Origin of the sequence: Haemophilus parainfluenzae, assembly GCF_003252755.1 — a bacterium.
Lineage (GTDB): Bacteria > Pseudomonadota > Gammaproteobacteria > Enterobacterales > Pasteurellaceae > Haemophilus_D > Haemophilus_D parainfluenzae_N.
This window is the reverse complement of record NZ_QEPT01000003.1, coordinates 142385-163578: the sequence shown is the minus strand read 5'-3', so window position 1 is coordinate 163578 and position 21194 is coordinate 142385. Positions and strand designations below refer to the sequence as shown.

Below are 21194 nucleotides of genomic sequence, written 5' to 3'. Positions count from 1 at the left end.
TATTTTGTAAGAAAGTGGGCTTCTCTTCGTCTAATGAAATGTAGGCTGAAGATTTTTCTATAATAAGGAAAGAAAATGAAATATACAAAAACATTTCTCATATTGACCGCACTTTTTGGCGGTTTGCAAAGTAGTTTAACGTATGCTGATGATCCAACTTCATCAAAGGAGCAAAAAATGACAATGGAAAGTAAACAAGAACAACGCATTATTTATCTTGCAGGTGGTTGTTTTTGGGGACTAGAAGCTTATATGGAACGTATTCAAGGCGTGACCGATGCCGTTTCGGGCTATGCCAATGGAAAAGGTGATACCACGAATTATCAATTATTGCATGCGACAGATCATGCAGAAACCGTGAAAGTGACTTACGATCCAAATAAAATTTCGCTAGATAAATTGTTGCAATATTATTTCCGTGTTATCGATCCAACCAGTATTAACAAGCAAGGCAATGATCGTGGCAGACAGTATCGCACGGGCATTTATTATCAAAACGAACAAGATAAAGCGGTTATAGAGGCAGCATTGAAAACTTTACAAAGCAAATATCAAGAACCGATTCAAATTGAAGTAGAGCCACTGAAAAATTATGTGAAGGCGGAAGAGTATCATCAGGATTACCTCAAGAAAAACCCGAATGGCTATTGTCATATCGACATCAAAAAAGCCGATGAGCCATTAATTGATGATAAAAAATACCCAAAACCAAGTGATACAGAATTAAAGCAAAAATTGACCGCACTTCAATATGACGTGACACAAGGCAAACATACCGAACGTTCTTTTAGTAACGAATATTGGGATAATTTCGCGCCTGGTATTTATGTGGATATCACCACGGGAGAACCGTTATTTTCTTCTAAAGATAAGTTTGAATCCGGTTGTGGTTGGCCAAGTTTTACCAAACCGATTGCCGCTGAAGTAGCGGAGTATCAAAGAGATAATAGCTTTAATATGACTCGTATTGAGGTGTTAAGTCGCAGTGGTCATGCCCATTTAGGCCATGTGTTTGATGATGGTCCGCGTGATAAAGGTGGTTTGCGTTATTGCATTAATAGTGCATCGATTAAGTTTATTCCATTAGATGAAATGGAAAAACAAGGCTATGGCGATTTGATTCCCTTTGTGAAATAAGAGGAAAAAATGAAAAAAATATTGACCGCACTTTTATTGTTTTTGAGTCCATTGAGTTTTGCACAAGAGAAAGTGTCTTTGGCGGATATCCCCTTGAAGACGCTGGATAATCAAACCGTCTCTTTATCACAATATCAAGGCAAACCGCTTTATATCAAAATGTGGGCATCTTGGTGTCCAATTTGCTTAGCAGGCTTAGCGGAAATTGATGATCTAAGTGCAGAAAAAAATCTTAATTTTAATGTGATTACGATTGCCTCACCTGGACAAAAGAACGAACAAAATAGCCAAAAATTTATCAATTGGTATAAAGGCTTGGAGTATAAAAATATCACTGTATTATTGGATGAAAACGGTGAAATCATTAAACGAGCCAATGTATTAGGCTATCCGTTTAATTTACTATTGGATAAGGATTTAAATCTTATCAAAGCACAGCCAGGTCATTTGAATTCAGATCAAATTAAACAATTTGTGAAGGAATAAAAAAGTGCGGTCATTTTTGACCGCACTTTTTATATTGGCTTGATTATGCAAATGCCTGTAATTCAGGGTTGATTGGGGTTTCAGCGATGTTGTTCACATAGTTGCATAATGTGGCGAGGCTGACACCTAAAATCACATCAATGGCATTTTCTTGGGTATAACCTGCATCAAAGAACGCTTTAAGCTGTGCTTCAGTTAATTTTGCTTTTTGCAAAATAACGGCAAGGGTGAAACGCGCTAAAGTATCCAGTTTTTTATCACTTTCAATACGAGCAGTTGCACGAATTTGGTTTACAAGCTCTTCTTCAAGTTTTAATACTTTTAAAGCGATCTTCGTGTGGCCAGCTACACAGAAACCACATCCATTGACTACGGCAGCGGTAATTTGCACCACTTCGCGTTCTGTTGCCGTTAAGCTGTTACGACCATTAATACCGCCTACCGTGCGATAAGTTTCAAGTGCAGTAGGGGCATTCGCGAGAACACCAATTAAATTTGGAATAAAACCATTGGCATTTTGTACGGCTTTTAAGGCTTCTTGTGCTGCTTCAGGTGCTGATTCAATGGTGTGAATTTTAAATTGAGACATAAACTACTCCTAAGGGATAAATCATAAATTTCCGCTTGATAATACCTTTCTAACTTAAATAAGAAAAAGAAGAAAAGCTTATTTCATATAGCTAAAAGTTATGATTATTTTGGCGTCGCTAGGCTAAATGCGTTTTGACGACAGACAGTAATCTCTCCAACTCTTTTTTGCCTTTTTCGGAAAGCACTTTGTTGTCGCGCAACATTTGGGTGGCTCGAGCTTCAATAAAGCGGAGATAATCGCTGTTTTGGGTTTCTTGGAATTGCTTTTCGGCTAATTGCATTTCGGTGAAGTCTTTATTGGTTTGAGCAATCAGCATTTTTTGTCCGATTAATACAATTAATGCGGCAATTAAAGCGATGACGGCGCCATAGCCATTAGTGGGATAATAAAGAATGCCCGCCAGAACAAAAAGAGCGGTCACTAAATTGGATGAATTTTTAATATAGCCTTCAGCCGGTGGTGGCTTGATGAGATCTTTCAGGTTCATAGGATTTATATGTCATGCTAAAAATTTGCCTTCCCTTAAGCGAAAGAGGGAAGGCAATATCATAATATATTACGCTAACACACCAAAATGATAGCCTAAAATACCCACGCCGAATAAGGCGAAGATGATGTACATGGCGTTGACTTTTTTACGTAATAAATACATACATAAGAAAGTTAAACCTAATGCTGCAAGGCCAGGGAGAAGATCGTTTAACACGCTTTGTACGGTGGTCACCACTTCTTCGCCCATTTGGTTTTTATAGCGAGAAAGTTCTAATGGAATGTTGATACTCGTCCATTTCGATACCAGTGAGCCCATGACAAAGAGACCGAGGATAGACGCCCCCTGCGTCAATTTTTGTAAGCGGCCACCGCCCATATCGTTAACGATGGTGGTGCCTTTTTCATAACCATATTTAAAACCATACCAACGAGTTAACCCACGGCAAAGGTTAATACCGATGAAGAAAAGCAATGGCCCTAAAAGGTTACCGGTAATGGCTAAGCCCGCACCAAGTGCCGCTAGTACAGGACGTAATGTTCCCCAGAAAATTGGGTCACCCACACCGGCTAATGGTCCCATTAAACCGACTTTCACCCCGCTGATTGCTGAGTCATCAATATCGTTGCCATTCGCGCGTTCTTGTTCCATCGCGGCGGTTACACCGATGATAGATGAGGCTACCCAAGGCTGGGTGTTGAAGAATTCTAAGTGGCGTTTTAATGCCGCCGCTTGATCTTCTTTTTTGCTGTAAAGACGTTTAATGGCTGGGATCATCGATACACAGAAACCCATTGCTTGCATACGTTCAAAGTTGAAGGAACCTAGCAAGAAAGTTGAACGCCAGTAAGTGCTACGAATATCGCCTTTTGTTAATGATTTTTTAGTTTGTTCAGTCATAATTTCTTCCTTATAGTCCTTCAAGTTCATCGTCAGCTAATTCACGTTTTGCAACTGCTTGTGGAGCAGTAGATTGATGGAAACGTGGGTTTAATTGAATGTAAATCATCGCTAAGCATGTGCCTAAAATACCGAGACCTACAAGGTTGTAATTGGTGAAAGAGGCGATTACAAAGCCTAGGAAGAAGAATGGCATTAATGCGCCTGCACGCATCATATTGATGACCATTGCATAACCTACGACTACGATAAAGCCACCGGCAATTTGTAAACCGCGAGTGACCACTTCTGGAATGGCATTCAATGCTTCAGTCACCGTATCTGTACCGGCCACTAACGCAACGAAGAAGGTTGGAATTGCCACACGTAATGCTTGTAATGCAAGACCGCTGAAGTGACAGAATTCAATGCCACGGAAGTTCGCTTTTGCGGCAAAATCATCGGCTTTGTGTTGAAGGAAGATGGTTAAAGTACGAACGAAGATCGTTAATACTTGACCTGCTGCCGCTACTGGAATCGCAATCGCTAATGCGCTCCCTTTATCTTGGCCGCCTTTGATGACGAGGATAGTTGCAATCACACTGGCTAATGCTGCATCCGGTGCCATTGCCGCACCGACGTTCATCCAGCCTAATGCCACTAATTCAAGGGTACCACCGACAATAATACCGGTTTCTAAATTACCTAATACTAAACCGATTAGGGTACAAGCAACTAAAGGACGATGAGTTTGACGTTCGTCCAATACACTACCCATACCGCAAATGGCGGCAACGAGCGTGACTAAAATAATTTCCATTGTTGTCATAATGAATTGTCCTCGTAATTAAAATTGAATCGCATCAAGCTCTTTGTGCGTGAGCATTGATTTCGGGCTGCTCGCCACTTGTTGTAAGCTTAATTCCACACCTTTATCTAAAAGCTGTTTAAATGCGGCGACATCTGTTGGGTTGACCGCAACCGCTTGAGAAATAAGTTTGTCTCCTTCGCGATAGGTCATGCCGCCCACGTTGACTTTATCAATTTTCACGCCGCCTTCAATTAAGCGTACGATATCTGTTGGGTTGGTCACTAACCAAAGAATGTTTTTACCCGCATATTTCGGGTTGTGATACACCTTAATGGCTTTTTCCACTGGAATCACATAAGCTTTCAAATGTTCAGGCGCGATTTGGAGTAACAAATCACGACGAAGTGGATCATTCGCCACATCATCATTTACTGCAAAAATCGCTTCACATTTCACCGCTTTTGCCCAAGAGGTTGCCACTTGACCGTGGATCAAACGGCTATCAATACGCAATAAGGAAATGTTCATATTGCCTGAAAGTGCGGTTGGATTTGGAGCGGTTTTTGGTGCTTCAGCTGGTTTGGCTGCTGGCGTTGGAGCAGGCTTGCTTTCTTTAGGTTGACGGAAGGATTTTACGGCAGCGACCCCGACTTCTTTCGCGGTTTCTACCAATTTATCTAAGCTGGCGCCATCTTTGGCATCGAGCACTTCTAGTAACATCGGTAGATTAATGCCAGTGACGATATCGGTATTATTTCTTTCACTGGCGACTCGGCTTGCCGCGTTATAGGGGCTACCACCAAATAAATCAACCAGAAAGAGCACCGGTTCATTTTCAGGCAGCGTGGCAATAATCGCATTGTATTTCTCGATTAAATGCTCACCGCCTTCACCCGGTAAGAAAGTCACGACATGGCAGTTTTCATCTTCGCCATACACCATAGCGGCGGAATTGACGATTTCTTCAGAAAACTTACCGTGCGTTGCAACGATAATGTGGGTCATGGATATTCCTCCCATTGAGTTGATAAAATCAGTCTATTTTGCTTTCAATACGTTAGGCAAACGATTGCTTCAAATGGAGTCAAGTGTATTGATTTGAAGATTACCGTCAAATCAAGAATAGTCAAATGGTGATCGAGATCAAATAAACAGGTAAGATGACTTACAACTTTTGAGGTATTTATAAATGAAATGCAAAGTGCGGTAGATTTTTGATTATTTTTTCAGAATGGAAAGCATTTCGCGACAAGACAAATAGGAAAAGGTTAAAATAAGCCAAATTTTCTGTTGGGAGTTTCAATGTTTTTTGTTTATCTCATTATCGCCTTAGCGGCAGGTGTCGCACTCGCCACGCAATCGGCAATTAATACACAACTCGCGAAAGCCATGAGTGGCGAAGCGGTGATCGCGACCTTTATTTCTTTTGCCGTGGGAACGATAGTTCTCTTTTTTATTGCTTGGGTGAAAACCGATTTATGGGGAAATTTGTCTGCTATCCCTTCACAACCTTGGTGGAAATTAATCGGTGGGGTACTTGGTGCAATCGTCGTCTTCACAACGGTTTTGCTTGCGCCTAAATTAGGCATTACCGCGATGTTATTTTTTATCATCGTAGGGCAATTAATCACCGCAACAACCATCGATCATTTTGGACTTATCGGTATGCCAATTCGAGAAGTAAATATCACGAAATTCATCGGATTAATCATTGTTGCTTTTGGATTAGTATTTTATTTCTTTGGAGATAAGTTGGTTGAGCTATTTAGATAAAATTAATGTTAAGAAAATAGTTTTTATATCACCTAAGTATAAATATTTATAATATGAAAAAAGTTATTTTATTATCTTGTGTATCAAAGAAAGCAAATGAAAAGGCAAAGGCAAAAGATTTGTACCTTAGTCCACTATTTAAAAAGAGCCTGGCTTATGCCTATAAACTTAAGCCTGATGCGATATATATTCTATCGGCAAAGCATCATTTACTTGAGTTAGATAGTGTAATAGAACCTTATGATGTAACACTGAATAAAATGAAAAAAAATGATAGATTGAACTGGGGCAAAAAAGTTATTGAGCTACTGGAATGGAAAGTTGACTTAGAAAGTGATCGATTCATTATTTTAGCGGGTAATAACTATATTTTACCAATTAAAGATAGCTTAATTCATATTGAACAGCCGTTCTATAAAATGAGATTAGGTGAGAGATTAAGTTTTCTAAATAAAGAACTAGAGGATTATAAAGAAGAATGACTTCATTAGCTTGTGAATTACATTGTCTGCTGAATAAGAAAGAACGATTTACGTTTCCTTTTGACAAGTTTAAGCTACCTAAGAATGGTATTTATATCATCTTTGAGAAAGGTGAAAGTTTTGGAAAAATGGACAGAATAGTTAGAATCGGTACTCATACAGGTGAAAATCAGTTACGTTCACGTCTGATGCAGCATTTTGTCAAAGAAAATAAGAATAGAAGTATTTTTAGAAAAAATATAGGTCGCTGCTTTTTGAACATAGAAAATCAAGATTATTTAGATTCATGGGAACTTGACATAACTTCAAAAGAAGGAAGAGAAGATAAACTGAAAAGGATTGATCTTGAGTTTGAAAAAACGTTAGAAAAACGTATTAGCCAATATATTCAGACTAATCTTTCATTTTGCGTTTTTGAAGTTAATGCTAAAGAAGAACGCTTATTTTGGGAAAGTAAAATCACTTCAACACTTTCTAATGCTGCTAAATTCGGTGAAATTAAACCTTCAGAAAATTGGTTAGGCAATCACTCTACAAAAGATAAAATTAGAGAAAGTGGCTTATGGCAGGTTAATGAGCTATATAAAGAGAGTTTAACTGAAGCTGAATTAGAAAAACTATTGGCTCTTGTGAAATAATTATTTAGGTCTAGATATTTCTATTTGTAACTGTGTAATTGGGGAATCTATGCGAAAGCGTTGCCTGTGGGCATTGATTATTTTGTTGCTGTTGATCGTAGTAAGCGTTGGTTTAGTGCGCGTTTTTGCGACCCCAAAACGTGTGGAACAACTTGCCAATCATTTTTTAGCACCGCATTATCACATTGAATTAGCCGATGACTGGCAATGGGAAACAACAGGTTTAACGCTGCCAGAGCTAAAAGTGAAAACCGACCAATGTACGCTTGTGAACCTGAATAATACTCAGGTGACTTGGTGGAATACGCGTAGTCTTGATGTTGAAAAGGCTAGCTTGAACTATGATTGTTTAACCCATTTATCCAGTGATAATACCGAAAAAACACCGCCAAATTTGACCGCACTTTGGGCGGCACTGCCTATTTCTCATGTTAACGTTAAACACTTTCAATTAACGAATACCGAAGCATTGACACAAGGGGCTTTAAAACCTTTCTTATCGGCTGATTGGGCGTTAGACGCAAACTATAACGGCAACCAATTAGCACTCGAAGCTCAAGCCAATAATGACGGTCTTGAGCTTCATCATCAATCGACTGTCACGCCACAAGATGGCATTTTCCAATGGGCGGGGAGTAGTGAAATCAAACAAGCGGGAGATAAAACCTACGATCTTCATTTCTCTGCGAATTTTGATCCTGATCTGTCTCAACTCCCTCAACAAGGCAATGTTTTACTCAATTGGAATAATCCTGATCTCGCTGTGACAAAAGGCGAGGCAAAAGTCTCTTGGCAAGGCGCAGATGGCCAGTTAAATGCTCAAGATTTAACAGCAAATTCACCGTTGTTGGATGTACCTTTCGTCTTCACCAAAGACGGTTTGGATATTTCATGGGGGAAATTTTATTGGACTTTCGACAGCTATCAACCGATTAAAGGTTTCCTTGGCTTATCTATTCACCGTGCGGCAGAAGGCTTGTTGCCATTAAGCATTGATATGAACGTGATCTTGCAAACCTTTGGCGAAATGGGCAAAGGGGAGATCGTGATTTCAGGAAAGAACGGTGAAATTGGTGGTGGCGATGACAATAATGAATTGGATTTTGAGCTGAAAACACGTGGGGATTTACGTTATAACTCGACTGTGGCTCTTACCAATTTAACCTATCATTTTGGCGGAATTTTTACGCATCCTGTGGTGTATTTTTACCCGGGTTCTGTCTTTAAAATGGATAACGAGCAAGAGGATACCAAGTTACATGTTCGTTTGCCGTTAGATGACATCATCATTGGGCGTTATGGCTTGGAAGGACGATTGCAGGCAACGTTGAACGGCACAACCCCGCAGTTTGAAAATCTCAATTTAAAATTAGACGGAAACGCTCGTGAGTTTATTGCCGGTATTAAGACTGTGTTTGATTTCCGAGATGAAGAACATAAGTATCAGTCGGTGGAAAATCAAGCAACAAACCGTTGGGATTGGATTATCAATGGCAGTGCAAACTGGAAATCCTTAAATACGCCAGTCAAAATGGAAGGTAAAGGATTTTGGGAAGCCGATCATATTGAATTAAATCAACTTTCTGCTCATTCCAAAGAAGTCAAAATGAAAGAGGTAAAAATGGCACCACTTTCATTGGAACTTAAAGATCGACTCCGATGGGATTATGAAGAAGAACATATTCGAGGCTTGTTACAAGCGAAAACTGATTGGATTGAACTGGCTTATGGCGGTCGTTTTATTTCGCCTGTTTTTGGCTTAGGCATTGATGGTAAGAGTATCAGTAACTTCAATTTTGCAGGTGATTTAAAGGCGGGTTCGCTTGGGCCTTTAGATGTTTTGGGTGTATATCAGAATAGTGCACTTTCAGGTGAAATCAGTTGGAAAGAACAATCCGCAAAAGTATTCCAATCACTCTTCCCACAAAAATGGAACTGGTTAATTCATGAGGGAAGCATCAAAGGACAGAGCAAATTCGTGATTAATACCAATGGCGTGAAAATGGGCGGAGAGCTGAATCTGAAAAACGGTAAAATCACCATGCCAGATGGTGAGATTTATGGCTTGAATATTCGTTTTCCAATGAATTATGAAAACGAGGCATTACAAGTGGCTTCGGGTAAACCGATCCATATTTCGACTAAAAATATTCGCTATGGCGCGATTTCTGTCGCAAATGGGGAATTGGATTTATTCGGGCGCTATCCGAATACGATGAAAAATCCACTTATCTTAAAAAATGTGAAAGTTTCCTTATTTGATGGTGAATTGACGGTACCTCAGCTCACGTTCCCACAAAGTAAAATGGCGACACTTTCTTTTACCAATATTGATTTAGCCCAAGTGTTAGCTTTGGCACAATATAATCAAGTAACCTTAACCGGCCGTGCTAATGCGACCCTGCCATTTTGGCTCGGACATAAGGAATGTTTGATTTGTAATGGCACATTGGAACAAGTGGGAAATGTGTCCATCAAATTAACGGATGAAATGGTGAAAGGGCTGAAAAAAGGTGGTTGGACAGAGAATATTTTGGTGGATTTATTAAAAGAAATGGAACTGCAAAATTCCCATGCGGCAGTGACGCTCGATCCGAAAGGACAAATGACGTTGCGTGCGAGCATTAGTGGATTTAATCCAACCAAGCGAACTAATAATCCGATAACGTTAAATTATACGCACCAAGAAAATATGTTTGAATTGTGGAATATGATTGACTATGGCTCACAATTTGAACAAAATCTGCAATATAAACTTTATAAGCAATTAGACAAAGACAAATGATAAAACACCTTAAATTTCACCCGCACTTTTTTATTTTTGCGGCAATGTTCACGCTAACAGCTTGCACTCCAACCATTCAATTAGATACACCAAAGGAAGGCATTACCATTAATATGAATGTGGTGGTGGACCACAATATTAAAGTAGAAATGGATGAAAAATCCCAGAAAGCTGTGGGTGAGGTAGAGCCTGCGAAGAAATAATTGAATAAAAAAGACAATCTGAAAAGATTGTCTTTTTTATAGTTTATTCGGTTTGTATTATTTTTATAAAAAGGAAAATTGAAAAATGCTCTAGTGAACATTTTAGATTTGATATTTTATTTTGACATGATTCCAGCACTTTGGATGGAAAGCTTTATTAGCCATCCGAAAATTATTCAGGCTCAGATTCTTCTAATCTTCGTTGTAGATGAGATAACAAACCTAATGCATCTAAACAATCTTTCTCTGTAAATAAACTAGAATTCTTTAAATCTTTAATTTCTTCATGAGCAAGTGGATTACGGCAACCGCTTACTACCCCCATTGAAAGAAATTTTTGACCCTCTTCTATTGCAAATAATGTATTTTCGGTAAATGGTTGTCCATTTGGTTTGAGTTGGCGTTTTCTTGTAACCGTTAATTTTCTTTTAGATTTATCTCCGCCAAACGCATCTCCCATTAGTCCTTGTTCAGAAGATTGTGTACTTTTTGATTTTTCCCGAGTGTTGGCGATATATCTTTTTATGCTTTCAGTAAATGCTTGATAATAGTCTTGTTGCTCATAATAATTTTTTGAGGCATCTTTGATTTCTGAATGTAAGCCTCTCCAATGGTAATAAGGATACTCTGGAATCAAACCATGTAAATCTTTAATTAAATCTGCTTGTTCATCATTAGCTAATTCAGAATTTCTAACCTTATTTAAAATATTATTAATTGGGGCTCGTATTTCCTCTGGAAGTTTATTTTTCCAATCTTTAATATTAATATTATTCTTATTTTGAATATTTTTATCTTGATGTTCTCTTCTTTTTTTTCTCCAATCCCGTTCAATAGCGATAACAACTTCTCCTAAAAACTCTCTTAACATCGTTGTAATAGGTTGTTTCCAATCTAAAGAAGTTCGATCCGTAGAGATCAAATCCTCATGATCATCATCGATAAAATCGACATTTAACCACCCTGTTAAGTAAGAATAAAAGTGGCTGGATTCGCTACTTCTGAAAAACTCAGGAGCATTAACCATACGCCCATTTGCAAAAAGCGTAATACCTTTCATATTATTTTTTAAGGGTTTTTCTGTAGTGATGAATTTACCTTTAATTAGTCCAGAGGACATATATTTTTCAGCTTTTTCTGCCAATACGTCCGTAAGAATTAGCTCTTCATATTTCCATTCAAATTGGGGAGTTACGGATTTATACTTCAACATACTATCTATAATTTTGGGTTCCCCATCATTTAAACTAATTTTGATGATGAAGTTAGGATCTGGGAAATCAAATAACCTTGCAAGATGATCTGTGTAGTTATCTAATGGATAGCCTTGTTTTTTTGTCAATTCTGTTAAGGTAATGACTGTTCCATTCGGAACGGACGAGTCTACGGGGTTACTATCGAATTTAGGTTCATAATCTCCTTCACTCTGTAAAATATCGGCATAATCCAAAATAAAAGTAACCTGTTCACCATCCTTTACAGTAGATATTTCAATTCTATTTCCTAAACCAAATAATGCTAACTTGCCTAATCCTTTTTTTCCAGTAGGCTTTCTATTTAAGCAAGAAGGTTGATTTTCTCTACGTCTATTTCTACCAATTCTTAGATAAAAATCATTAATTTCATCAAAGCTCATCCCTGTGCCGTCATCTTTTATAACTATTTTATGTTCTGGTTTGTCATAAAGCAGAACCTCCGCAACTGTTGCTCCAGCATCATAGGCATTTGCCACAAGTTCTGCGATAGCTGGTACGGTATGTGAATACATTTTTACACCAAGATGCTCGATTACGGTCGGTTGAAAACTCATTTTTAATTGTTTGTCAGGCATTTTTTATTCTCCATATTTAGTTCTATAGGCATTATTAACTATTGCCTTACCGATTTGTTCCGCATATTTGGGAGGAACTGCATTACCTATTAATCGTGCGATCTTATCTCTGCTGTTTGTTTTGAAAACATAAGTTTTAGGAAAAGATTGTAATGTTGCGCCTTCTCTCAAAGATAGGGCACGATCTTCTTCGGGATGAACGAAACGACCGTTGGAAATGCTGAAAAATTTGGTTGTGATGGTTGGAGCTGGTCGATCCCACCATAATCGACCAAAAGTGTCTTTGAAACTATCGTCTTTTCCGATAAAACATTTTAATTGCAAATCAGGACAATCGGCGAACGCTGAACGGTTACCACCATCTTTTGGTATCAATTTCAAACGTTGTAGATTGATCTCGGAAAGCCCTGCGCAACTGTGCATATAATCGCTTCCATCTTGATACCCAGCTGGTATTTTTGGAAATCCGTTTTCTACGCCAAGAACATCCCTAACAGTCAATACTTTATCTTGTAACTCAATCGGCTCAAGCTTGTCTTCTGTAACCCTATTTGCCACTAATGTAAAACGTTTTCGGCTTTGTGGTACACCATAGTTCTTCGTATTGTGAATATCGAAATGAACGACATAACCCAAAGATTCCAGTTTTTCGATAAAAACGTCCAAACCGCTTTCTTTACGACGACTAAAAACACCAGGAACGTTTTCCACAACGACATAACCTGGAGTAAAATATTCGACAAATCGTTGAAATTCAGATAATAAGTTTTTAGATTGTTCGGATTTTTTTTTGCTGGTTTGAATAACGCTCCAATACTGACATGGGCTACAACCAATCAATATTAAGTCGTCATCATTTTTGGAAAGATTAAGCGTACTCTCTAATTCCTTTTCTGTTAATTCGAAAACATTTGCATGGATAAATTTGGCGTTCTTGATATTTGCCTCATAGGTTTCCTTACAGCTAATTTCATAGTCAATTCCTGCGAGAATCTGAATGCCCGCATTTTGTAAACCATAACTCATGCCACCGCCACCGCAGAAGAAATCAACTGCTTTCAATAGATTATTCTTCATATTTTTTATTAAATGGAATTAATTTACTATTTTTTACTATTTGTTGATAGTAACATTTTTTTGTTTTTTTCTCATTATATAGGCTACTTATTTTCAGGGGCAATTTTACTATTTTAAGATTAAATGTGTATTTTTGTGTTTCAAAATTTATAAAGTGCGGTCAGATTTCCAAATGTTTTTGTAAATATTTTATCCCACTAAAACCGACGTCATACTGAGCGAACCAGCAATCAAGTTATCGTTGAAAAACGTAATATCGTCTTGCGATTCGCGTAACGCCATAATGTAAAGCAACGGCAAGTAATGATCTGGTGTTGGGACAGAAAGCTCAGCTTTTTCGCCTAGCTGTTCATAATGCACCAAAGTTTTATCATCTTGTGTCGCAATTGCTTGATTGACTGTTTCACGGAAAGCAAACGCCCAGTCATAACCTGCACCGATTTGGTCGATATGTTCCCAACTTATCGCTCTTAGATTATGCACAATGTTGCCACTGCCAATAATCAACACACCTTGTTCTCGCAAAGCAGATAATTTTTTTGCCAAATTGAAATGCCATTCTGCTGATTGCAAGCGGTTAAGGCTCAGTTGCACCAAGGGAATATCAGCATCAGGATAGAGATATTTCAACACCGCCCAAGCACCATGATCAAAACCACGCGTTGGATTTAGCTCAACATTTTCTGGCTGTAATAATGACTGCACTTGCTTTGCTAACTCAGGCGAACCGGGCGCAGGATATTGCACTTGGCTGAGTTCATCAGGAAAATCGTAGAAATCGTAAATCATTTCAGGGTGTTCACCTGATGTCACCTGCAAACGGCTGCTGTACCAATGCGCTGAAATCATCAAAATGGCTTTGGGTTTTGGAAAGTTTTGTGTAATTAGGCTGAAATTCTGATTGAACGGGTTTTCTTTATCTAACACGTTCATCGGGCTACCATGCCCAACAAACAATACAGGCATTTTTTTCATTATTTTCTCCTCAATATTTGATGGGGCAGATTGTACGGTTAAATCTTTGTGTGAAAAATACTACTTTATGAACAACATCTTTTACTAATCAGAAATAATGAATAATGAGGTTTAGAGAGATTGATGTGTTAAATAAGGTAAATATTACAAAGTGCGGTTAAATTTTACGAAAATTTTACTTAAAATTTACTTCATTTACAGTTTATTATCTTTATATTTAGGCGTATGATGACTATTAGTTTTACATAACCCCTAAATTTATTTAGGTAAATATATTATTTCTATTTAATAGGAGATTGAATAATGAAAAAATTATTCACAGCGGTACTTTCTGCGGCAGCCATTGCTGTACCTTTTTTTGCTTCTGCGAATACTGCGCCACAAACAGAACAAAGTGCGGTACAACCTGAAAAAGCAAAAGGCGTTTGGATTGATGTACGTTCAGCTGAGGAGTTTAATGCTGGTCATTTACAAGGTGCGGTGAATATTCCACATGATAAAATCATTGAAGGTGTTAAAGCGATTGGCTCAGATAAAGATGCACCGATTAACCTTTATTGCCGTAGCGGTCGCCGTGCCGAAGCCGCACTCACTGAGCTGAAAAATGCAGGCTATACCAATGTCACCAATCATGGTGGTTATGAAGATTTGGTAAAAAAAGGTTTGAAATAGATAACATATTATTTAAAGCAAAAATCCCCTAGATAAGTATTTAGGGGATTTTTTGTATACGATTTTTTTCAACAAACCATGATAGACTAATATCTAATCAATCCTTCTATACTAATGTGGGGAGACTATATCAAGAATATCTTTGAGAGAGTTTCCAACGGACCTCTAGATTAGTGGTAGTAAAATGATATCAGATGAAATTAAAAAATTACTTTCAAATATAACAAAATCTTTAACTAAGGTTGATGTAAAAGATTTGGATGCCTTTATTTCAGGTGAGTTTACTCATGTAACTAATATTGATTTTCATAGATATGAAATATCTCATAAGGAAGTCATTAATGTTAAATTTTCTTTGAGCTCATTTCGTGGCGCTTTCATAATGTATAGCTCATTTACTAACTGTAGTTTTGTTAATTGTTCTTTTATCGCAACAATGTTTAGCAATACAAGATTTACCAATTGTACCTTTACTGATTGTGTATTTAGGGCGATGCATATAGAAGATAATGTAATACGTAATTGCACTTTTAAAAATTGTTTTATTGGTGATAACATATTTTCTTCAGATGAAAGTGTAAGTTGTTGATTTGTATCTATTACGTATGTGAAATATGTGTAAAGTCTTTAGACTAAGTTATAGTTGATTTGATAATTTAACTTGCCTACTAAGGTTATAATGTTATGGATATAAGAAAAGAATCTAACGATTATATTTTAAAATTAAACGGTGATGAGGTATTGGTTTTTTTGAATGGATCGTTAAGTTTAATAAAGATAATGAACTAAGTGATAAGGCTGAACAAAAGATATTATCTAACTTAGAGTGTTTATTAGAGTCTGTATTAGAAGAACCTTTTATGGAAGATTATAAAGATATAATAAATCGAGCAAAAAGATACATTATTGATAATTAGTTATTGTAGGTGACTTCTTCCTTATAACGCCCATAACAACCAGTTAAATGAGTAACGAAACCTTCTATATTCTAAAGTGCGGTCAAATTTTCCAGTATTTTTGCAAATGCTCTTCAAAAATTGACCGCTTGTATTTTTACTTTAATTTAACTGTAGTAGTCGTTGTTTAAAGTCGTTTTTTCAATGTCGGCAATATTGCATCCCAAGCGGTTAAAGCCTCTTTCTCACTGAGTGGCGAACCCTTGGTATTTTTCTTATTAGTACCGAAAGTCATCTTAAATCTCACGCTGCCATCATCTTTTTCCCAGATAAATAGATAGCGTTTTCCTTGCCATTTCACCAATTTTTCATTACCCGCCATACCATTAATATCGCGTTTTCCTTTGCGGATGGTGCTGTATTTCGCCCACGAGAGGAGTTTATCCCAGGCACTATCTTTAGCGAAAAGATCTCGTTCTAATAGTGGTTTATCACCTTCCTCCAAAGCTCCACCTGTCGTTAGCTCGGCATAAACGTCTTTATAGTCTTTGATTTTGATGCCCGCACTGCCAAAAAACGGCTCAGTTCCCTTATCGGCAATAAATCCTTCTGTTAAACAGACACCTTGTTGCTGTGGCATTTCACTATCTTTACGATCTCTCAGCTTGTCGAAAAAATCATTCCGCATATGCCCAATAGCTTCGTCAACTTTACTTTTTTCCAGCTGCTTAAGGTTTGGGGGAGCTTTGCCGTTAACAGGCATAATGCTTGACAGGGTTTGAATGGAATAAGCATCATTCTTGCCTAACTTGAAATAGAACGTGACATAATAGATCATACCTTTTAGGTGCTTTGACACCGCGTGTTCCCATGAACCAGGAGCCTGTGTGACCATCGCTATCGCTTTATTAGGAATAATAGTGCGGTTTTCTATAAAACTCTCGCTTCCGTTATATCCTTTTTCTTTAACCTCTAATACGGATTCTACTTCTAGATTCCAATAATCTGGTCGCACTCTTATTTGCCAACCATTGTATTTAAGCCAACCAGTCCCACTTATACGGTTGGCAGGTAAATTAATTTGGTAACGCCCGCTGCAAAATGGCTGCTCAGTCCAGTACGTAGCCGCTTTTTGAGCATAATTGCTCGCTGTATTTTCAACTGTTGAGTGGGTTTGGGCGTGTTGACTACAAGAAGACAACATAACACTAGTTAAAACAGTGCTATAAAACATCAATTTAGAAATTTTCATCTTCGGCATGTGATCTCTTCCTTACTGTAAATTTGAGAATGCTAAATAAAATGGAAATTCGGCTAATACTTTTCTTTCCATATTGATCTTAATATGATGAGTTTACATGTTTTTAGTGTAAAGTGCAACTTTACACTATTTAGAAGGATATTGAGTTAATTAAGAGGGGATTCAATGCATTTTAGAGAGAATAAAAGGCCTGTTGACATTTCAAAAGACCTTTTTCACGCCAAAGTGCGGTAGATTTTCGTTTACTAAATACAATAATCTTCTTTTAATAAGTGACGATAAGCATAAAGATAAGACGCGCCGACAAATGCTGCACCACCCGTGACATTGCCTAAAAAGACAGGAATCATATTGAAGAAGAATTGGCTCCAAGTTACATTAGCACCAGCAAAAATCCCAGCTGGAATAATAAACATATTGGCGACAAAGTGTTGTAATCCGATAAGCACAAAAATCATCACTGGGAACCATATGGCGAGGATACGACCGGAGGTTTGTTTGGCGCCAAAATAGAACCAAATCCCCATGCAGACCATCCAGTTACAGGCAATAGCAGAAACAAAGGCGCGACCAAAATCCATTTGCACTTTTGCCTCGGCGATAGCAATGGTTTTAGCAGAGGCAGCACCTTCTGATAAACCGACATAATGCCCTAAGAAATATGCCATAAACAGTGCACCGAGCAGGTTGCCTAAACTCACAACAATCCAGTTACGAAATAATTTTTTAAGGCTTACTCTTTTTGTTAAGCGGCCTAATGCCATCATCATCATATTTCCCGTGGCTAATTCACCACCACCGATTAGAATACAAATCAAACAAATAGGAAACACGGCTGCACCAAGTAATGTTGATAGCCCACTCCACTCTGGAGGAATACCGCTCACGACTTTTAAATAGGCCATATAACCAAAACTCACATAGCCACCACCTAAAAAACTTAAAATAGCCAGTGTTTTTAGGTGTCCTTCCGACTTAGCATAACTTTTATCAATAACATCTTGTAAGATTTCATGGGGATAAAGATCGCGATGCTGCATAATTGTACCTCTAGTGAAAATAAGATGGTAAAAATGTAGCAAACCACATAGTAAAACCGAAAGAATTGTTAAGTATATATATTGATTTTTAGTTATAACGAAATTGAATAATAATCCGAACCTAAAATTAGGTGTTTGAGTTTTTTGGGGAGGAGAAAAAAGAGCGGTCAAATTTTCAGGTGTTTTTGCTAAAAGTTATAAAAATCTGACTGCTTGTATGTATAAAAAAGCGTTGCTCTAGTGATATAGAACAACGCTTTTATTTTTAAATTATATGTAACTTAGAATGGTTGTTTCTATATTATAGAAAAATGTAAATTGTATAATCGCTCAAAATCAATTAGTTGATTTTAATATTTCAATTTATCGCATAAATATGTAAAAATAAAGTGAAAAAGACCAAATTTTAGATCTTATTTTTTACACGGCGTTATAATCTCGCGCACATTTTGTCACTATTTCGCTATCGTTTTGTCATCGCGCAATGACAAAATGGCTGCAAAGCGATATGCCAATCAACATCAAAACGCTCCATAGCAGCTCTGAACAGCAATTTGATAAAAGCATAAGGAATATCGCAAATACTTTACCGCCAAATTCCTTCCTATACACCGAGATCTTTGCAAAATCCCCCTAAACTCCCACCAAGACATTTAGAGGATTTTCCATGAGCACCTTCTTCCGGCAAACCGCCCAAGCCGTGATTGCCAAACACATCGACCGCTTCCCTCTATTGAAGTTGGATCAGGTGATTGATTGGCAACCGATCGAACAGTACCTGAACCGTCAAAGAACCCGTTATCTCCGAGACCACCGCGACCGTCCCGCCTATCCCCTGTTGTCCATGTTCAAAGCCGTCCTGCTCGGACAATGGCACAGACTCTCCGATCCCGAAATCGCCATTGAGTTTGACAGCGACCCCAAACAGGCACGCGCCAGCCGCCAAGCCGCGCTCAAAGATGCCGCCACACGTAAAATCTGGATAGCTGGCGCACATATGCCCTTCCCCGGCATCGGACACATCCGTGCCGAAAGCAACGGCAGCTATACTTGGGTGCCGGTGGAATATACCCCGATCGAAATCGACGGCAAAGTGCAATAAATTAACAAAAACCGACCGCACTCTTCTTAGAGGAAGCCGTCAAATGACGGCTTTCTTGTGTTACGGCGATTTTTCTTTATAATACGAAAAATTTTTATGAATTAACAAAGGCAGGAATTATGGCGGTAGAAGCGGCTGACAGCGATTTATTGCACGTGGTGGTGTTATTGGGGGCGGCGGTAGTTGCCGTGCCGTTATTTAAACGTTTAGGTCTAGGCTCGATTCTGGGTTATTTGGCTGCGGGGCTGGTTATCGGACCCTTCGGATTAAAGCTCATTACCGATTCCCACGCTATTTTGCATATTGCGGAATTCGGCGTGGTGATGTTTCTGTTTTTGATCGGGCTGGAAATGAAGCCGTCGCATTTATGGAAATTGCGTAATCAGATTTTCGGCTTGGGTACCCTGCAGGTGACGATTTCCAGTCTGTTCCTTACCCTAATCGGGCTAGCTTATGGTTTTTCTTTAGTGATGTCGTTTATTGCGGCGGTAGGTTTTACACTCACCTCCACCGCAATGGTCATGCAGATTATGGACGAACGTCATGAAATCAGCACACCGCAAGGTCAGCGCATTGTCTCCATTTTGCTGTTTGAAGATTTGCTGATTGTGCCCATGCTGGCGATTGTAGCATTTCTAGCACCCGATAATCCCAATGCCGTTGCCGATGCCGTACCGCTATGGCAGAAAATCGGTGTTGCCGCGCTTTCTTTGGCAGCGTTGATTGCGACAGGTATTTGGCTGCTCAATCCGCTGTTTAAAATTCTGGCAAAATCCAAAGCACGCGAGGTGATGACTGCCGCCGCGCTGCTGGTGGTACTCGGTGCGGCTTATTTAATGGAGCTGGGCGGTCTGTCTATGGCGATGGGGGCGTTTCTGGCGGGAGTGCTGCTGTCGGAATCCGACTTCCGTCATCAGCTTGAAGCGGATATCGAACCGTTCCGAGGCCTTTTGCTCGGGCTGTTTTTCTTAGCTGTCGGGATGTCGCTGGATGTGGCAACGGTGCTCAATAACTGGAAGGTAATTCTTTCCGCCACTGTACTGATGATTATCTTGAAATGCCTTGCCATTTATGGAGTGGCGCGTTTTGCCAAAGCAAGCCATTACACCGCGATACACCGCGCCGTACTGATGTCGCAGGGCGGTGAATTCGCCTTCGTATTACTCGCCTCCGCTGCCGCACAACGGGCGATTAATGCGGAAGTGCTAGCGAATATGACGGCAATCGTGGTGCTCTCCATGATTACGACACCCTTCTGCGTTATGCTGTTCGACCGCTGTGTCAAAGAACCCCGCGCAGCTGCGGCAGTGGACGATGTGGAAGAACATGCGGGTGAACTCAACGGCAACGTGCTGATTATCGGATTCGGGCGCATGGGGCAGGTGGTCAGCCAAATGCCGCTAGCCTACGGTGCCACCATTTCTATTCTGGACAACGATCCCGACATCATCAACGTCGCACGCGAATACGGTTTCAAAGTCTATTACGGCGAAGCTACCCGCGCCGACGTGCTACATGCCAGCGGCGTGGAACACACCAACATCGTAGCGGTATGCGTGGACAACGGAGAAAGTGCGGTCAGAATTGTGGAAAATATTCATCATATCAACCCGAACGCCAAGGTGTTCGTGCGCGCCTGGGACAGACGCAATGCGCTGGCCCTAGTGAAAGCGGAAGCGGATTTCGTAGTGCGCGAAACCTTCTATTCTTCCATGAAAATGGGCGATGAAATCGTCAAGGCATTGGGTGCTAGCGTGCAGGAATTACGTGCCGTACACGACAAAGTACGCGACGCCGACAAAGAACGCTTCGCTTTGGAAATTGCCGGCAAGGAATTTGAAGGGCGCAGATTACTGTTGGGGAATATAAAGAAAAATTCGTAAAATAGAGCGCACTTTTGTAGCTACAAGCGATGGAATTTAAGCGAAAAATTGCAAAAATTCCACCGCACTTTTTACGCCCAAGAGCGGTCAAATTTTCAGGTGTTTTTGCTAAAAGTTATAAAAATCTGACTGCTTGCATGTATAGAAAAAGCGTTGTTCTAGTCACATAGAACAACGCTTT

Annotated in this window: 20 protein-coding genes and 1 pseudogene; 11 read left to right on the top strand and 10 right to left on the bottom strand. The window is 39.2% G+C overall.

The features are described from left to right. The first annotated feature begins 75 nt into the window (after positions 1 to 75). Both msrAB and DPV95_RS05405 read left to right on the top strand, forming a co-directional pair. On the top strand, positions 76 to 1137 hold the full coding sequence (gene msrAB / locus DPV95_RS05410) for a bifunctional peptide-methionine (S)-S-oxide reductase MsrA/peptide-methionine (R)-S-oxide reductase MsrB (RefSeq protein ID WP_111406777.1): 1062 nt from the start codon (positions 76 to 78) through the stop codon (positions 1135 to 1137). Between the two features lie 9 nt (positions 1138 to 1146). Further along, on the top strand, positions 1147 to 1623 hold the full coding sequence (locus tag DPV95_RS05405) for a redoxin family protein (RefSeq protein WP_111406776.1): 477 nt from the start codon (positions 1147 to 1149) through the stop codon (positions 1621 to 1623). A 43-nt stretch (positions 1624 to 1666) separates the two neighbouring features. On the opposite strand, the gene DPV95_RS05400 is transcribed toward DPV95_RS05405, so the two are convergent. The 5 genes and pseudogenes from DPV95_RS05400 to DPV95_RS05380 form a co-directional block, all read right to left on the bottom strand. Next, the gene (locus DPV95_RS05400; protein ID WP_005695174.1) at positions 1667 to 2212 is read right to left on the bottom strand and encodes a carboxymuconolactone decarboxylase family protein; all 546 of its coding nucleotides are present in this window, start codon (positions 2210 to 2212) and stop codon (positions 1667 to 1669) included. Between the two features lie 121 nt (positions 2213 to 2333). Beyond that, positions 2334 to 2702 (bottom strand): annotated as a pseudogene (locus DPV95_RS05395) (hypothetical protein); the annotation flags it as partial. 69 nt (positions 2703 to 2771) lie between these two features. Further along, the gene (locus DPV95_RS05390) at positions 2772 to 3605 is read right to left on the bottom strand and encodes a PTS mannose transporter subunit IID (protein WP_111406774.1); all 834 of its coding nucleotides are present in this window, start codon (positions 3603 to 3605) and stop codon (positions 2772 to 2774) included. Between the two features lie 10 nt (positions 3606 to 3615). Then, entirely contained in the window at positions 3616 to 4413 is a 798-nt protein-coding gene (locus DPV95_RS05385) for a PTS mannose/fructose/sorbose transporter subunit IIC (RefSeq protein ID WP_049368118.1), read from the bottom strand. Between the two features lie 18 nt (positions 4414 to 4431). Continuing rightward, positions 4432 to 5400, bottom strand: a complete 969-nt coding sequence (locus tag DPV95_RS05380; RefSeq protein WP_111406773.1) for a mannose/fructose/sorbose PTS transporter subunit IIB — start codon at positions 5398 to 5400, stop codon at positions 4432 to 4434. A 297-nt stretch (positions 5401 to 5697) separates the two neighbouring features. On the opposite strand from DPV95_RS05380, the gene DPV95_RS05375 reads away from it, so the two are divergent. The 5 genes from DPV95_RS05375 to DPV95_RS05355 are packed head-to-tail and all read left to right on the top strand — an operon-like array spanning position 5698 to position 10276. Next, entirely contained in the window at positions 5698 to 6168 is a 471-nt protein-coding gene (locus DPV95_RS05375; protein WP_111406772.1) for a DMT family transporter, read from the top strand. Positions 6169 to 6221: 53 nt separating this feature from the next. Beyond that, positions 6222 to 6650, top strand: a complete 429-nt coding sequence (locus DPV95_RS05370; RefSeq protein ID WP_049368120.1) for a DUF6884 domain-containing protein — start codon at positions 6222 to 6224, stop codon at positions 6648 to 6650. After that, on the top strand, positions 6647 to 7288 hold the full coding sequence (locus DPV95_RS05365; protein WP_049368121.1) for a GIY-YIG domain-containing protein: 642 nt from the start codon (positions 6647 to 6649) through the stop codon (positions 7286 to 7288). Before DPV95_RS05370 ends, DPV95_RS05365 begins: the two co-directional genes overlap by 4 nt. Positions 7289 to 7337: 49 nt before the next feature. Then, the gene (locus DPV95_RS05360) at positions 7338 to 10073 is read left to right on the top strand and encodes a YdbH family protein (protein ID WP_049368122.1); all 2736 of its coding nucleotides are present in this window, start codon (positions 7338 to 7340) and stop codon (positions 10071 to 10073) included. Continuing rightward, positions 10070 to 10276 carry a YnbE family lipoprotein gene (locus tag DPV95_RS05355; RefSeq protein WP_049368123.1) on the top strand — a complete coding sequence of 69 codons (207 nt, stop codon included), beginning with the start codon at positions 10070 to 10072 and terminating at the stop codon, positions 10274 to 10276. The genes DPV95_RS05360 and DPV95_RS05355 overlap by 4 nt, the downstream gene beginning before the upstream one ends. A 172-nt stretch (positions 10277 to 10448) precedes the next feature. Here DPV95_RS05355 and DPV95_RS05350 read toward each other — a convergent pair whose 3' ends face one another. The 3 genes from DPV95_RS05350 to ygiD all read right to left on the bottom strand — a co-directional run bounded on the left by DPV95_RS05350 (position 10449) and on the right by ygiD (position 14159). Next, complete coding sequence (locus DPV95_RS05350; RefSeq protein ID WP_111406771.1) at positions 10449 to 12107, bottom strand: TIGR02391 family protein; 1659 nt, start codon at positions 12105 to 12107, stop codon at positions 10449 to 10451. A 3-nt stretch (positions 12108 to 12110) separates the two neighbouring features. Continuing rightward, a complete protein-coding gene (locus tag DPV95_RS05345; protein ID WP_239660993.1) occupies positions 12111 to 13169 on the bottom strand; it encodes a DNA cytosine methyltransferase in 1059 nt (352 codons plus the stop codon). Between the two features lie 204 nt (positions 13170 to 13373). Further along, positions 13374 to 14159 carry a 4,5-DOPA-extradiol-dioxygenase gene (gene ygiD / locus DPV95_RS05340; protein WP_049368164.1) on the bottom strand — a complete coding sequence of 262 codons (786 nt, stop codon included), beginning with the start codon at positions 14157 to 14159 and terminating at the stop codon, positions 13374 to 13376. 303 nt (positions 14160 to 14462) lie between these two features. On the opposite strand from ygiD, the gene DPV95_RS05335 reads away from it, so the two are divergent. Together DPV95_RS05335 and DPV95_RS05330 are read left to right on the top strand one after the other, a co-directional pair. Then, the gene (locus DPV95_RS05335; RefSeq protein ID WP_049368165.1) at positions 14463 to 14831 is read left to right on the top strand and encodes a rhodanese-like domain-containing protein; all 369 of its coding nucleotides are present in this window, start codon (positions 14463 to 14465) and stop codon (positions 14829 to 14831) included. A 184-nt stretch (positions 14832 to 15015) separates the two neighbouring features. After that, a complete protein-coding gene (locus DPV95_RS05330) occupies positions 15016 to 15420 on the top strand; it encodes a pentapeptide repeat-containing protein (protein WP_049368166.1) in 405 nt (134 codons plus the stop codon). A gap of 494 nt (positions 15421 to 15914) precedes the next feature. On the opposite strand, the gene DPV95_RS05320 is transcribed toward DPV95_RS05330, so the two are convergent. Beyond that, positions 15915 to 16988: a T6SS immunity protein Tli4 family protein gene (locus tag DPV95_RS05320; RefSeq protein ID WP_049368167.1), complete on the bottom strand. Its 1074-nt coding sequence runs from the start codon at positions 16986 to 16988 to the stop codon at positions 15915 to 15917. A gap of 245 nt (positions 16989 to 17233) precedes the next feature. Next, a complete protein-coding gene (locus tag DPV95_RS05315) occupies positions 17234 to 18028 on the bottom strand; it encodes a formate/nitrite transporter family protein (RefSeq protein ID WP_049364747.1) in 795 nt (264 codons plus the stop codon). A 667-nt stretch (positions 18029 to 18695) separates the two neighbouring features. On the opposite strand from DPV95_RS05315, the gene DPV95_RS10685 reads away from it, so the two are divergent. Both DPV95_RS10685 and DPV95_RS05305 read left to right on the top strand, forming a co-directional pair. Further along, positions 18696 to 19130, top strand: coding sequence for a transposase (locus tag DPV95_RS10685; protein WP_080351292.1), 435 nt, complete (start codon positions 18696 to 18698; stop codon positions 19128 to 19130). A 119-nt stretch (positions 19131 to 19249) separates the two neighbouring features. Continuing rightward, positions 19250 to 21013 (top strand): monovalent cation:proton antiporter-2 (CPA2) family protein, encoded by a 1764-nt coding sequence (locus DPV95_RS05305; RefSeq protein WP_049367357.1) that lies wholly within the window; start codon positions 19250 to 19252, stop codon positions 21011 to 21013. The last annotated feature ends 181 nt before the right edge of the window (positions 21014 to 21194 follow it).